We start from the raw sequence: 11,942 nt of genomic DNA on the forward strand, positions 1-11,942 counted from the left end.
CGCGCGCCTTAACCGCCGCTGACATCGGTCACCAGAGAGATCGAGGTAAAGCCCGCACGGTTCAGTTCGCCCATGACCTCCATCACCCGGCCATAGTCGAGCGCCTTGTCGGCGCGCAGCGTGACCAGCGGGGGCTTGCCCTCGGCGTCCTTTGGCGTCGCGGCAAGGCGGTCCGGCAGTTCGCCGGGCGAAAGTTCGTCGGCTTCATAGAACACCGCGCCATCGCGGCGCAGGGTGATCTCGATCTGGCCTTGCTCCTCGCTCATCGCCTTGGCGCGCGTTTCGGGCAGTTCGATGGGCACAGCCGCCTTGAGCAGCGGCGCGGTGACCATGAAGATGATCAGCAGCACCAGCATCACGTCGACCAGCGGCGTGACGTTGATCTCGGCCATGGGCCCGCGCGAACCACGTCCACGCCTGCGGCCCCGGCCGCCGCCTGCGAGACCCATTCCCATCAGCGCTGCTCCAGCTGGCGGGTCAGCGCGGCATGGAGATGGTCGGCAAAGCGCTGAAGGCGGCCCTCGAAACCGTTAACCCGGTGCGAGAAGCGGTTGTAGGCGATGACTGCCGGAATGGCCGCGAACAGGCCGATGGCGGTGGCGAACAACGCCTCCGAAATGCCCGGCGCAACGACGGCGAGCGAGGAATTCTGCTGTTGGCCGATGTCGAAGAAGCTCTTCATGATGCCCCAGACGGTGCCGAACAGACCCACGAACGGCGCCACCGAACCCACGGTCGCCAGGAAGTTGAGGCGGTCGGACAGCTTGTCGGCTTCCTCGCCCACGGCCGCGTTCATGATCAGGGCGATACGCTGGCGCGCGCCTTCCGCGTCGACGTTGACGCCCACGTTCCGGCGCCATTCGCCCAGGCCCGCGCCTGCGACCTTACCCATCGGCACATCGCCGCGGCGGCGTTCCTTCTGGTAGGTTTCGAAGTTCTGGGCCTCCCAGAAGCCCTCCTCGTACTCGTTGCAGCGGCGCGAGGCCGAGCCCATGCGCAGGGTAAAGGTGATGATGATCGTCCACACCCAGACGCTGGCAAGCACCAGGCCGGCCATGATCGCCTGAACGACGATGTCGGCATCGAGGAACAGCTTCACCGGGTTGAGGCCGCCGGATTCTCCAGCGAAAGAAATGGTGGAGGCGAGCAGGTCGAGCGTCATTCTTGTCCTTCCCGGCCGGCTGTGCCGGATTGTAATACTGCGGCGGCTATGCCGGATTTCGAACTGGTTGCTGCCGCGCCAAGATCTGGCGCAGCGTCTGCGGATATCGGAACCAGCGAGGCGAAAGCGCGCTGCCACGCCTCGGGTTGCCTGCGCGGTCGTCCTTCAGGACTGATGAACCCGACCTTTACCGTGCCCTCACAAAGCCGTACGGAGCCCCGCCTTGCGACCTGCCGCAACGTAGCTGAGACGCGGCCGATAGCCTCCGCCCAGGTGTCGATCACCACCGCGTCGCCAAGCCGCGCCGGGGCAAGGTAGCGCAAGTTGGCCTCGGCAACGGCATATAGCCCAAGACCCGCATCGATCGCGCCGCGCTGGTCGACGCCAAGCATGTCCAGCAGATCGGAACGGGCGCGCTCGAACCAGGCCAGGTAGTTGGCGTGATAGACCACGCCGCCCGCATCGGTGTCCTCGTAGAACACGCGAAGAGCGTAGCGATGGATAGCGCCGTCGATCTCACCGGTCTGCGGGGATGGGTCGCGCACGGGCGCGGAGCTGTAGGGGGAATTGTCCGTCATGCCGGCGGGTTGTGTAGCGGGGCGGGGGGCGACTTCAACCCCGAAGCCATGAGAACATGGCCTCGCAGGCTGAACCGACAGGTAAATTTTTCGTGAGCGGGTGGATTTCAGTCCACGATCATCTGGAAGAATTCGCGCCCGCCGAAGATGTGGACGTGCAGGTGAGGCACTTCCTGATGCCCGGCGCGGCCCATGTTGACCATCAGGCGATAGCCCGGCCCGTCGAGTTCCAGCTGGCGCGTGACATTGCCCACCGCCCGCATGAACCCGGCGATCTCGGCATCGTCGGCCTTGGCAGTGAAATCGTCCCACGACACGTAAGCGCCCTTGGGTATCACCAGCACATGGACCGGCGCCTGCGGGCGGATATCGTTGAAAGCTAGCGCGTGCTCATCCTCGTAGACTTTCGAGCACGGCAATTCGTCGCGCAGGATCTTCGCGAAGATGTTGTTGGCGTCGTAGGGCAGGCGTGGATCGATGGGCATATGTCTCTCCGGTGAGGTAAGGGCCGGGTGGATGCAGCTTTCAGTCCTTGGGGCGCGCGGCTTTCTCGGCGATACCGGACGTACCTTCGCGCCGGTCCAGTTCGGCCATGACCTCAGCCAGCGGCACGTCTTTCGCGGCGAGGAGGACCATGAGGTGGAAAATCAGGTCCGCCGCCTCACCCACCAGCGCTTCGCGGCTTTCGGTCAGCGCGGCGATCACCGTTTCGGTGGCCTCCTCGCCAAGCTTCTGGGCGATCTTGCCCAGACCCTTGGCGTTGAGGCGGGCGACATAGCTCGAATCAGGATCGGCGCTCAGGCGCTGGGCGATCGTGGCTTCGAGGCGCGCTAGGGTGTCGGGACTGCTCATGATGCGCCTGCCAATGCGGCCCGGCGCGGGCGCGGTCAAGCCGTCAGCTTGGCGCACGGATCAGTCTTCGCCCTCACCGTCGCCGCGCTTGGACGACAGTTTGCGGCCGATCGCGACGCCCGCGACGCCCATCGCCAGCAGGAACATGCTGCTTGGCTCGGGCAAGGGAATCCCGCCCGCCGCATAGGCAGGGCTGGACAACGCGAAAAACGGGACGAGCGCTGGCAGGTATCTGAAGATTTTCACCGAGAGGTTCCTGCGTGTCGAGATTGACGCCTGCCCCATCGGCCCATTACCGCATCGCAGCAAGTGCTGCCTCGCAAATGTCCCGATTAGAACCAGTCAACAATCGTAAATTGGCCCGTTAAGGCCATCGTCATCCCCGCGCTGGAAGACCTGCATCGCGCAGGGCCGCATGGGCCTGGCCGATCGAATGCTTGCCGAAATGGAAGATCGAGGCGGCCAGCACCGCGCTCGCATGGCCCTGGGTTACCCCGGCAACGAGATGGTCGAGATTGCCCACGCCGCCCGATGCGATCACCGGCACCGACACCGCATCGGCAATCGCGCGGGTCAGTTCAAGATCGTAGCCGTTCTGGGTGCCGTCCCCGTCCATCGAGGTGACCAGCAGTTCGCCCGCGCCGTATCCGGCCAGTTTCACCGCATGTTCCAGCGCGTCGATCCCGGTCGCCTTGCGGCCGCCGTGAGTGAAGATCTCCCAGCGGCCCGGAGCCACGCGGCGCGCGTCGACCGAGGCGACGATGCACTGCGAGCCGAACTTCTGCGCGATATCCGCCACCACTTCGGGGCGCGAGACAGCGGCGGAATTCACCGCCACCTTGTCAGCCCCGGCCAGCAGCAGGGCGCGCGCGTCTTCGGCGGTGCGAACGCCGCCGCCCACGGTCAGCGGCATGAAGCAGACCTCGGCGGTGCGCTGCACCACGTCGAGCAGAGTGCCGCGCCCTTCATGGCTGGCCGAAATGTCGAGGAAGCACAGCTCGTCCGCTCCGGCGGCGTCATAGGCGCGCGCCTGTTCCACCGGATCGCCGGCGTCCTTGAGGTCGACGAAGTTGACGCCCTTGACCACGCGGCCATCGCGAACGTCGAGACAGGGGATGACACGGATACGAACGGTCATTTCAAGTTCCTTGGCATGGCATCACTCCACGGGCTTGAAGAACAGCAGGACCGCGAACACTGCCACCACGGCGCAGATCGCGACGTTGAATGCGGTATAGGTCCAGAACTTGCGCGGATCGTCGGCGCGGCGCGTTTCCATGGTGGAGCGGCGGCGGCTGAACAGCATCAGCCGCGCCCTGCCCTCGCGGTAGTCGCGCCATGCCCAGATGACGCCCGGCACGAAGATCGCCAGCGCCAGTACGGCGATCAGGCGGTTGTCGTTCACCCCTCGCGCTCGGCCATCTGGATTGCGGCGGCAAGGTCGAGGCGCCCGTCGTAAAGCGCACGGCCGGTGATGACGCCCTCGATGCCGTCCTTGGCATGAAGCGCGAGCAGGCGGATATCGTCGAGGCCCTTCACGCCGCCGCTGGCGATCACCGGCATGTCGGTGCGGCGGGCAAGATCAACGGTGGCGTCGATGTTGCAGCCCTTGAGCATGCCGTCGCGGCCGATGTCGGTGAACAGCAGGCTGGCAACGCCGGCATCCTCGAAGCGGCGGGCCATGTCGACGATCGAGACGTCGGACACTTCGGCCCAGCCCTCGGTCGCGACCATGCCGTCACGCGCGTCAACGGCGACGACGATGCCGTTCGGGAATTCCTTGGCCATGTCCTTGACGAACTGGGGGTCCTTCAGCGCAGCGGTGCCCATGACCACGCGGCTGACGCCAAGGTCGAACCAGCCCGCAACCGCCTCGGCGGTCCGGATACCGCCGCCCAGCTGGACGTGCCCGGGGAAAGCCTCGAGGATCGCCTCCACCGCTTCGCGGTTCTCCGCCCGGCCCGCGAACGAACCGTCGAGATCGACGACGTGGAGGAACTGCGAACCGGCTTCGGCGAACAGCATCGCCTGCGCCGCGGGATCGTCACCATAAACGGTGGCGCGCGCCATGTCGCCTTCGGCCAGACGCACGACCTGGCCCTGCTTGAGGTCGATGGCGGGAAATACGATCATAGGATGGTCCGACCGGAATTGATCCCATCGTGCCCGCGCAGGCGGGACGTCCGCTTGTGGCAAGGCGGAACGGGAGAAGAAAGGAAGCGCTGTCCCTGCGGGCGCGGGGACGACGGGGTCTGCTTTTGCACCGGACGCTGGAGCACGAGCGCCGGTCCTGCGAACATGTCCTTCATGGCTTCCACTCCAAGAACCGCGCGAGCAGCGAGAGGCCGTAGCCCTGGCTCTTTTCCGGGTGGAACTGCACGCCCACGACATTGTCCTTCGCCACTGCGGCAACAAGGCCGCCGCCGTGGTCGGTCATCGCCGCCACGCTCGCCCCGTCATCCGGCGCGAAGTGGTAGGAGTGCAGGAAATAGGCTTCGCCCGGCTCGATCAGGCCGCTGGCGGGATCGTGGCGGCCCAACCCCACATCGTTCCAGCCCATGTGCGGGATCTTGATCCGGGGATCGGTGCGCTCGATCTTCTGGACCTGGCCGTCGATCCAGCCCAGACCCTCGGTGACGCCGTGCTCAAGGCCGCGCGTGGCGAGCAGCTGCATGCCCACGCAGATGCCCAGGAACGGCGCACCGCCCACCTGCACCCGCTCGGTCATCGCCTCGACCATGCCGGAAATGCCCCAGAGGCCCGCCGCGCAGGCCTTGAACGAGCCGACGCCCGGCAGCACGATACGGTCCGCCGCGCGCACCACGGACGGGTCTGCGGTAATCGCCACGTCTTCGGCGCCCGCCGCCCGCAGCGCATTGGCGACCGAGTGGAGGTTGCCCGCGCCGTAGTCGATCAGCGCCAGCGTCATCCAGCCAGGCCGGCGATGCTGTCGTCGAGGAAGCCGTGCGCCCATTCGATCACTTCGATCTCGGCCACGCCGCCCACGACGAACGGGTCCTGCGCGGCCAGTGCGGCGACCGCATCGCGGTTCTCGCCCTTCGCCAGCAGAATGCCGCCTTCGCGCGGGACCTTGCGGCCCCAGCCCAGCAGGTGTCCCGCTGCATGCTGCGCGCGCAGCCAGGCAACATGGTCTTCGAGCAGCGCATCCACCTTGTCGATCGAGGCGATATAAGTGAGCGAAACGATGAAGCTGGCCATTATAGTGTCGCCTGTCCCAGAATGCCCTTGGTCGAGGGGATCGCCCCGCCCTTGCGCGGATCGAGTTCCACCGCTTGCCGCATGGCGCGCGCGAAACCCTTGAAGATGCCTTCGCAGATGTGGTGGTTGTTGGTGCCGTAAAGCAGTTCGATATGCAGGGTGATGCCCACCGCCTGCGCGATCGAGTGGAACCAGTGCTCCACCATCTCGGTGTCGAATTCGCCCAGCTTGTCCTGCGTGAAGCCGGCCTTCCACACGAGGTAGGGGCGGCCCGAAATATCCAGCGACACGCGCGCCAGCGCCTCGTCCATGGGCGAGTGCACGTCGCCGTAGCGGCCGATTCCGGCCTTGTCGCCCATGGCCTGGGTGATTGCCTGGCCGATGGCGATGGCGCTGTCCTCGGTCGTGTGGTGCTGGTCGACGTGGAGGTCGCCCTTGATGCGGCAGGTGATGTCGATCAGCGAATGGCGGCTGAACTGCTCGATCATGTGATCGAGAAAGCCGATCCCGGTCGAGACCTGATAGGCCCCGGTTCCATCGAGGTTCACCTCGACGAAGATGTCGGTTTCGTGCGTCTTGCGGGTGATCGAGGCTGTGCGCATGGCTGCGCCTATATACTCGTGCGTGTCAGAATCAATCCGGTCGTCAATCGCGCCCCGGGCGGCCCCTTCGGTGGATTTTCCTTGGATAAACGATCGGGGAGGCGTAATTTCCCACTCGTAACGGGTTGACCACCCGATGAACGATGCGCAGGTAGTGGCGCGATGAACGATACCCCGCCAGACAGCATGATCCCCTACGATGAAATCGTGCAGGAAGCCCTGCGCGCCGTCGTCGGACGTGTGCTGGGCCAGGTGGAGGCCGCCGGCGGCGTCCTTCCGGGCAGCCACCACTTCTACATCACCTTCAAGACCGGCGCTCCGGGTGTGAGCATTCCGGCGGACCTGCGGGCCCGCTTCCCGGACGAGATGACGATCGTGATGCAGAACAAGTTCTGGGATCTGGGCGTTTCCGACCGCGGTTTCACGGTCAGCCTCAGCTTCAACCAGATGCCCGCCAAGCTGGACATTCCGTTTTCCGCGATCACCGCCTTCGTCGATCCGGCGGTCGATTTCGGCCTCCAGTTCCAGGCGATGGACGACGGCGAGCAGGACGATGACATGTCCGCCACCGCCGGCAACGACGAATCGGAACGCGACGTCGCCTCGCGCATTACTCCCAGTGAAGACGGCTCCAACGTCGTCTCGGTCGATTTCGGCAAGAAAAAGTAAGGCGGACACCCCGCCCGAGGATTTACTGGGCGATGGCTACCAAACTCAAGGAACAGGCGCGCAAGGCGGCGAGCGCGGTCAAGTCCGGTCCCGTCGGCCTTAAAAAGCTGGCGGACAACGGCGGCGAACTGCACGGTCCCAGCCCGAACCCCGCCACCAATCTCGTGATCGCCGATATCGTCCTGCGCACCGGCACCACGCTGGCCCGCCGCGCGGTGGAACGCGGTGTGCTGGGCAGCAGCTATTCGCAGAGCAAAGCCAAGTCGATTCTCAGGGGCCGGACAGTTTCCGAAACCTTAATCCACGGCGCCCTCGCCCGCGTGGCGCTAAGCTCGATCCCCGGCGCGATCGTGGTGGGCGGGGCACTGGTCGCCAAGACCCTTTACGACCGCAGCCGCGCACGGCAGGCCCGCGCGGAAGGCGCCGCCGACCTCCACGAAATGGCGCAGGACGGCGTCGAGGACTGAGACGGCCGCATCCGCTCCGGCGGCAATTTTCCGCGAACCGGCCGCAAGCCACCTTGATTTGCACGCTTTCCCCCGCCATCGGGGGCAATGGTCCAGACCGATCCCTCCCCGGCTTCCACCGGCACGCTGTCACGGCGCGGCCTGATGTTCATCATGTCCTCGCCGTCCGGCGCGGGCAAGACGACGATCTCGCGCATGATGCTCGAACACGATCCGCACATCTGCAACTCGGTGTCCTGCACCACGCGCCCGCCGCGTCCCGGCGAGGTTGACGGCAAGGACTACCACTTCGTTTCCCAGGAACAGTTCGACCGCATGGCGGAAGACGGCGATTTCCTGGAATGGGCGACCGTGTTCGGCCATAGTTACGCCACGCCCAAGGCGCAGGTGAAAGCCGGCCTGAAGGACGGGCAGGACTATCTGTTCGACATCGACTGGCAGGGCACCCAGCAGCTATACCAGAAGCTGGAACGCGACGTTGTCCGCGTGTTCCTGCTGCCCCCCAGCATCGAGGAACTGCGCCGCCGCCTGACCGGGCGCGGCACCGACAGCGCCGAAGTCATCGCCGGCCGGATGGAACGTGCACGCTCGGAAATCAGCCACTGGGACGGCTACGACTATGTCGTAGTCAACGATGACATCACCAGCTGCTTCGAACAGGTGAAGAAAATCCTCGCCGCCGAACGCCTGCGCCGCGCCCGCCAGACCGGCCTGATCGGCTTCGTGCGCGAACTGATGCAGCCCGGGGATTGACGGGGCAGGCGCTGCGGCGCTGGGGGCTTCGACAAGCTCAGCCTGAGCGGTGTTGAAAGCTGGTTCCTAAATTCCGCTCAGGCTGAGCTTGTCGAAGCCCCCGGCCGCGAACGCTGCCCTGATCCGACGATAGCCTTGCTCTGCGCCGCGTCTGCCTCTAGGCCGCGCCCCGACAAATAGCCCCATCCGGAGACCTTTCCATGTCCGACCTCGCCGCCAAGATCGAAGCCGCGTTTGACGCGCGCGACACCGTCACCCCCGCCAGCGACGATGTAAGGGTGATCGTCGACGAGGCGCTGGAACTGCTCGATTCGGGCGCGGCGCGCGTTGCCGAGCCGGACGGCCAGGGCGGCTGGAAGGTCAACCAGTGGCTCAAGAAGGCCGTGCTCCTCAGCTTCCGCCTCTCCGACAACGCCGTGGTGGACTACGGCGCCGCCGGGGCGCCCGCCTATGACAAGGTGCCGCTTAAGTTCGCCGGCTGGGATGAAGCCCGCTTCAAGGCCGCGGGCGTGCGCGTGGTCCCCGGCGCCGTTGTGCGCCGCAGCGCCTACATCGCCAAGGGCGTGGTGCTGATGCCCAGCTTCGTGAACCTGGGCGCACACATCGGCGAAGGCACGATGATCGACACCTGGGCCACCGTCGGCTCCTGCGCACAGATCGGCAAGAACGTGCACATCTCGGGCGGCGCCGGCATCGGCGGCGTGCTGGAGCCGCTGCAGGCCGGCCCGGTCGTGATCGAGGACGGCGCTTTCATAGGCGCACGTTCGGAAGTGGCCGAAGGCGCGATCGTGGGTGAAGGCGCGGTGCTGTCGATGGGCGTGTTCATCGGCGCCTCCACCAAGATCGTCGACCGCTCCACCGGCGAAATCCACATCGGCCGCGTGCCGCCGTTCTCGGTGGTCGTCCCCGGCGCACTGCCCGGCAAGCCGCTGGCCGATGGCACCCCCGGCCCGTCGCTCTACTGCGCCGTGATCGTCAAGACCGTCGACGCGCAGACCCGCTCGAAGACTGGCATCAACGAATTGCTGCGCGACTAAACCGGTCGCATCTTCCGAGTCGTCGATCTCAAGCGATCGACTGGAAGATGCTTGGTGCGCGACTAAGCACTCCTTACGCGGGGCGGGCGGCGGAACGCTGCTCGCCTTGGCGTGTTATAGGATGCAAAGGGGCCGTCTGCGGCCCTCAAGCAACCGGAGACACGCCATGGAAACGCGCGGACAGGAAGTGCACATCGACAAGGAAGACGCTCGTGCCGGCTCGACGCCGGGGGTCGTCCGCTATGTCCTGATGATCAGCCTTGCCATTGCGATCGTCGCGCTTTCGGCCATCTGGCTGACCGGCTCCCTCTCCACGCCCGACACCGGCGGCACGGCCGACACCGCCAAGGCGGTGGCCGAAGATGGCGGCAAGACGCCATGACCACTTCCTCATCCTCCGGCACATTGCGCAAGGGCACGAGCGTGCGCTGGAACTGGGGCCAGGGTACCGCGACCGGCAAGATCGCAGAACGCTTCGAGCGCCGCGTCAGCCGCACCATCAAGGGCAAGCGGATTGCCCGCTACGGCACGCATGACAATCCCGCCTACATCATTGAACAGGAGGATGGCGCACGCGTCCTTAAACGCGGCTCGGAACTGGAACGCGCCTGATGGACCTGCAACGCTTCGTGACCGCGCAGGATGAAGTTTTCCCGCAGGTCCGCGCCGAACTTGTCAGCGGTGAGAAGCGCAGCCACTGGATGTGGTTCATCTTCCCGCAAATCGCCGGGCTTGGCACCAGCGCCATGGCCCGGCGCTATGCCGTCGACGGTCTTGGCGAAGCGCGGCGCTATCTTGCGCATCCGGTGCTGGGTCCGCGGTTGGCGGAGGTGACGCAGTTGATGCTCGGCTGGGCCGGACGGCGCAGCGCATTCGCCATCCTGGGGCCGACGGACTCGGTGAAATTCTGCAGTTCGATGTCCCTGTTCGAACTGGCCGCACTGGAGCGCAGCAGGGAGGCAGACCGCTTTGGCCACGCCCTGGACGCTTTCTGCCAGGGGCGGCGCGATGATCGCACGATAGCCATGCTCAATTACGTCTATGCCCGGCCCGCAGCGTAAATCCTCCCCTGTCGGGAACCTTTCGACATCGAGCTGCGTTCAGCAGTACGGACCGAACCAAGCGCGGCCACCAAGACCGCCATCGGCCCGACGGGAGAGCCGTCATGCAACGTGTCGGAGACGAGGTTCACCTCGATGACGACGAGGCGCGCGGGGGAAGCACGCCCAACATCGTTCGTTATGTGCTGATCGCCAGCCTTATCCTTGCCATTCTTGCCATGTCCGCGATCTGGATTTCGCGCGCGTGGTACGACAGCCCTGAACGAGGTCAGGCTGTAACCGCAGAACAGAATGCTCTGAGCAATTGAGGTCGGCAGGTGGTTTGGGCTGAACAGTGAAATTGACAGGAACCGCCTGCGTTACCGGATAGGCCCTGAAGCCTTGGTCCGGTTGCCGGCGGTTCCCGTCAAATCTGACGACAAAGTCGCCATCTCCTGTGCCCACAGAATTAGCCGCAACCTCTTGCGAATTCCTTAACGTGCCTCTGAAAATCACACATGAAAATGGGGCGCGGCTTAAAGCAATGCCTGCGCAAGATCGCGCCAGTGCGGCAGCAGCGTGTCGAATGCCGCCCCCTGCGGCCCGGCAATCACCTGCAGGCAGACATGATCCGCGCCCGCATCCAGATGCGCCTGGACCCGCCGGGCGACGTTTTCGGTGCTGCCGATCGCGAAAAGCGCGTCGAGCAGCCGGTCGTCGAGAGAATCGATCTCGGCCTCGCTGAAGCCCAGCCGCAACCAGTTGTTCCGGTAATTGGGCAGGCGGGCGTAGTTCTCCAGCGCGCCCACTGCCAGTTCCCGCGCCCTGGCCGGGTCAGGTTCCAGGATCACGCCCTGTTCGGGCGCCAGCAGCGGCCCCGCTCCCAGGATCGCGCGGGCCGCCGATGTATGCTCCGGCGTGACAAGATAGGGGTGCGCGCCCGCCGTCCGCTGTCCCGATAGCGCGACCATCTTCGGGCCGAGTGCGGCAAGGCACAGATTATCCCTGGGCATCCCGGCCGTGAACAGGCCGTCGAGGAACGCCGAGGTGACTTCCAGCGGCTTGCCCCACTTTTCACCGATCAGGGGGCCGTGGCTGATGCCCAGCCCCAGCAAAGTGCGGGCCTTTGCCCCATCGGGCAGGCTATCGAACCAGGCGGCCAGCTGCGCCGGGTCATGCTTCCAGATATTGAGGATGCCCGTCGCGATCGTCATGTGCGATGTCGCCGCCAGCAGCCGCTCCACATCCGCCGGGGCGCCGTCGTCGATGCCACCCGGAATCCATACCGCGCCGTAGCCCAGCGCATCGAGTTCCTCTGCCGCCGCGCTCGACAATGCCTTGTCGCCAAAGCGCATCTCCAGCGACCAGAGGCCCACTTTGCCGATTGTCGGTACGGTCATGGCGTTTCCTCACCCTCGTTCTTCCCGCAGCGATGGTGGGATCGCGCGGGCGGTCCGGCAAGGTATTTGCCCATAAGCCCGCCCGGCATCGCCGGAGCGACCAATCCCCGCCCCGCCGCACCTAGCACTGCGTCCACTTGCCCGCCCGCAGCACCCGGCCTAG

General features: G+C 65.6%; 21 protein-coding genes. 8 read left to right on the forward strand and 13 right to left on the reverse strand.

Annotated features, from left to right (window positions below; all coding sequences use genetic code 11):
* Positions 1 to 8: 8 nt before the first annotated feature.
* The 12 genes from TQ38_RS14415 to hisB all read right to left on the reverse strand — a co-directional run bounded on the left by TQ38_RS14415 (position 9) and on the right by hisB (position 6,413).
* The gene (locus TQ38_RS14415; RefSeq protein WP_043971398.1) at positions 9 to 455 is read right to left on the reverse strand and encodes a biopolymer transporter ExbD; all 447 of its coding nucleotides are present in this window, start codon (positions 453 to 455) and stop codon (positions 9 to 11) included.
* The gene (tolQ, locus tag TQ38_RS14420; protein WP_043971401.1) at positions 455 to 1,162 is read right to left on the reverse strand and encodes a protein TolQ; all 708 of its coding nucleotides are present in this window, start codon (positions 1,160 to 1,162) and stop codon (positions 455 to 457) included. Before tolQ ends, TQ38_RS14415 begins: the two co-directional genes overlap by 1 nt.
* Entirely contained in the window at positions 1,159 to 1,740 is a 582-nt protein-coding gene (locus TQ38_RS14425; protein ID WP_082057531.1) for a YbgC/FadM family acyl-CoA thioesterase, read from the reverse strand. Before TQ38_RS14425 ends, tolQ begins: the two co-directional genes overlap by 4 nt.
* 107 nt (positions 1,741 to 1,847) lie before the next feature.
* Positions 1,848 to 2,225, reverse strand: a complete 378-nt coding sequence (locus TQ38_RS14430; protein ID WP_043971404.1) for a histidine triad nucleotide-binding protein — start codon at positions 2,223 to 2,225, stop codon at positions 1,848 to 1,850.
* A gap of 40 nt (positions 2,226 to 2,265) precedes the next feature.
* Positions 2,266 to 2,592: a phosphoribosyl-ATP diphosphatase gene (locus TQ38_RS14435; RefSeq protein WP_043971787.1), complete on the reverse strand. Its 327-nt coding sequence runs from the start codon at positions 2,590 to 2,592 to the stop codon at positions 2,266 to 2,268.
* A gap of 60 nt (positions 2,593 to 2,652) precedes the next feature.
* Positions 2,653 to 2,838 (reverse strand): PEP-CTERM sorting domain-containing protein, encoded by a 186-nt coding sequence (locus tag TQ38_RS14440; RefSeq protein ID WP_043971407.1) that lies wholly within the window; start codon positions 2,836 to 2,838, stop codon positions 2,653 to 2,655.
* 130 nt (positions 2,839 to 2,968) lie between these two features.
* A complete protein-coding gene (gene hisF, locus TQ38_RS14445; protein WP_043971410.1) occupies positions 2,969 to 3,730 on the reverse strand; it encodes an imidazole glycerol phosphate synthase subunit HisF in 762 nt (253 codons plus the stop codon).
* A 21-nt stretch (positions 3,731 to 3,751) separates the two neighbouring features.
* Complete coding sequence (locus TQ38_RS14450; RefSeq protein ID WP_043971413.1) at positions 3,752 to 3,997, reverse strand: hypothetical protein; 246 nt, start codon at positions 3,995 to 3,997, stop codon at positions 3,752 to 3,754.
* Positions 3,994 to 4,725, reverse strand: coding sequence for a 1-(5-phosphoribosyl)-5-[(5-phosphoribosylamino)methylideneamino]imidazole-4-carboxamide isomerase (gene hisA / locus TQ38_RS14455; RefSeq protein WP_043971416.1), 732 nt, complete (start codon positions 4,723 to 4,725; stop codon positions 3,994 to 3,996). The genes TQ38_RS14450 and hisA overlap by 4 nt, the downstream gene beginning before the upstream one ends.
* Positions 4,726 to 4,897: 172 nt before the next feature.
* Positions 4,898 to 5,521: an imidazole glycerol phosphate synthase subunit HisH gene (gene hisH, locus TQ38_RS14460; RefSeq protein WP_043971420.1), complete on the reverse strand. Its 624-nt coding sequence runs from the start codon at positions 5,519 to 5,521 to the stop codon at positions 4,898 to 4,900.
* Positions 5,518 to 5,811 (reverse strand): YciI family protein, encoded by a 294-nt coding sequence (locus TQ38_RS14465; RefSeq protein ID WP_043971423.1) that lies wholly within the window; start codon positions 5,809 to 5,811, stop codon positions 5,518 to 5,520. Before TQ38_RS14465 ends, hisH begins: the two co-directional genes overlap by 4 nt.
* Positions 5,811 to 6,413, reverse strand: coding sequence for an imidazoleglycerol-phosphate dehydratase HisB (gene hisB, locus TQ38_RS14470; protein ID WP_043971426.1), 603 nt, complete (start codon positions 6,411 to 6,413; stop codon positions 5,811 to 5,813). Before hisB ends, TQ38_RS14465 begins: the two co-directional genes overlap by 1 nt.
* Positions 6,414 to 6,575: 162 nt before the next feature.
* Here hisB and TQ38_RS14475 point away from each other — a divergent pair, with 162 nt between their 5' ends.
* The 8 genes from TQ38_RS14475 (at position 6,576) to TQ38_RS14510 (ending at position 10,708) form a co-directional block, all read left to right on the forward strand.
* Positions 6,576 to 7,082 (forward strand): SspB family protein, encoded by a 507-nt coding sequence (locus tag TQ38_RS14475; protein WP_043971429.1) that lies wholly within the window; start codon positions 6,576 to 6,578, stop codon positions 7,080 to 7,082.
* A gap of 32 nt (positions 7,083 to 7,114) precedes the next feature.
* Positions 7,115 to 7,549 carry a hypothetical protein gene (locus TQ38_RS14480; protein ID WP_043971432.1) on the forward strand — a complete coding sequence of 145 codons (435 nt, stop codon included), beginning with the start codon at positions 7,115 to 7,117 and terminating at the stop codon, positions 7,547 to 7,549.
* A gap of 87 nt (positions 7,550 to 7,636) precedes the next feature.
* Positions 7,637 to 8,302 carry a guanylate kinase gene (gene gmk, locus TQ38_RS14485; RefSeq protein ID WP_043971434.1) on the forward strand — a complete coding sequence of 222 codons (666 nt, stop codon included), beginning with the start codon at positions 7,637 to 7,639 and terminating at the stop codon, positions 8,300 to 8,302.
* 200 nt (positions 8,303 to 8,502) lie between these two features.
* Entirely contained in the window at positions 8,503 to 9,339 is an 837-nt protein-coding gene (gene dapD / locus TQ38_RS14490) for a 2,3,4,5-tetrahydropyridine-2,6-dicarboxylate N-succinyltransferase (RefSeq protein ID WP_043971437.1), read from the forward strand.
* 166 nt (positions 9,340 to 9,505) lie between these two features.
* The gene (locus TQ38_RS14495; protein ID WP_043971439.1) at positions 9,506 to 9,721 is read left to right on the forward strand and encodes a hypothetical protein; all 216 of its coding nucleotides are present in this window, start codon (positions 9,506 to 9,508) and stop codon (positions 9,719 to 9,721) included.
* A complete protein-coding gene (locus tag TQ38_RS14500) occupies positions 9,718 to 9,951 on the forward strand; it encodes a DUF2945 domain-containing protein (RefSeq protein ID WP_043971441.1) in 234 nt (77 codons plus the stop codon). The genes TQ38_RS14495 and TQ38_RS14500 overlap by 4 nt, the downstream gene beginning before the upstream one ends.
* Positions 9,948 to 10,400: a DUF1810 domain-containing protein gene (locus TQ38_RS14505; RefSeq protein ID WP_043971443.1), complete on the forward strand. Its 453-nt coding sequence runs from the start codon at positions 9,948 to 9,950 to the stop codon at positions 10,398 to 10,400. The genes TQ38_RS14500 and TQ38_RS14505 overlap by 4 nt, the downstream gene beginning before the upstream one ends.
* Positions 10,401 to 10,504: 104 nt before the next feature.
* Positions 10,505 to 10,708 carry a hypothetical protein gene (locus TQ38_RS14510; protein WP_043971445.1) on the forward strand — a complete coding sequence of 68 codons (204 nt, stop codon included), beginning with the start codon at positions 10,505 to 10,507 and terminating at the stop codon, positions 10,706 to 10,708.
* A gap of 207 nt (positions 10,709 to 10,915) precedes the next feature.
* On the opposite strand, the gene TQ38_RS14515 is transcribed toward TQ38_RS14510, so the two are convergent.
* Positions 10,916 to 11,779 (reverse strand): TIGR03620 family F420-dependent LLM class oxidoreductase, encoded by an 864-nt coding sequence (locus TQ38_RS14515; protein WP_043971447.1) that lies wholly within the window; start codon positions 11,777 to 11,779, stop codon positions 10,916 to 10,918.
* Positions 11,780 to 11,942 lie beyond the last annotated feature (163 nt).

The organism is Novosphingobium sp. P6W, from assembly GCF_000876675.2.
Lineage (GTDB): Bacteria > Pseudomonadota > Alphaproteobacteria > Sphingomonadales > Sphingomonadaceae > Novosphingobium.